The sequence below is a fragment of the Brevibacterium sp. 91QC2O2 genome (assembly GCF_024580695.1).
Taxonomy (GTDB): domain Bacteria; phylum Actinomycetota; class Actinomycetes; order Actinomycetales; family Brevibacteriaceae; genus Brevibacterium; species Brevibacterium moorei.
Genome location: NZ_JANIJY010000085.1, coordinates 1 through 278 on the forward strand (window position 1 = coordinate 1; position 278 = coordinate 278).

A 278-nucleotide genomic window follows, 5' to 3' on the forward strand; every position below is an offset into this window, starting at 1 on the left:
ACGGCCAGGGGTCCGTGGTCCCAGCCTTCTTTTTTCAGGTGTTCGCGTTTGGCCAGGAGCAGGTCGATGGTGGTTTGGTCGGTTGTGCCCGGTCGGGTTTTCGGTGCGCGTGAGGCGGGTTCGATGGTGGCGTTGATGCCGTGGGTTTTCGCGCGTGTTCTGATTTTTTTGAACCAGGATCGGGAGACGCCGTAGCGGGTGCAGAATTCCCCGATCGCGCCGTGTGGGGCGGGGTCGGGGAATTGTGCGACTTTCAGGCGGATGTTCGGGTCTTGTGT

1 pseudogene is annotated in these 278 nt (G+C 61.2%); it reads right to left on the bottom strand.

Annotated elements, in window-relative coordinates:
• Positions 1–278: pseudogene (locus NQ036_RS15545) on the bottom strand (IS481 family transposase); the annotation flags it as partial.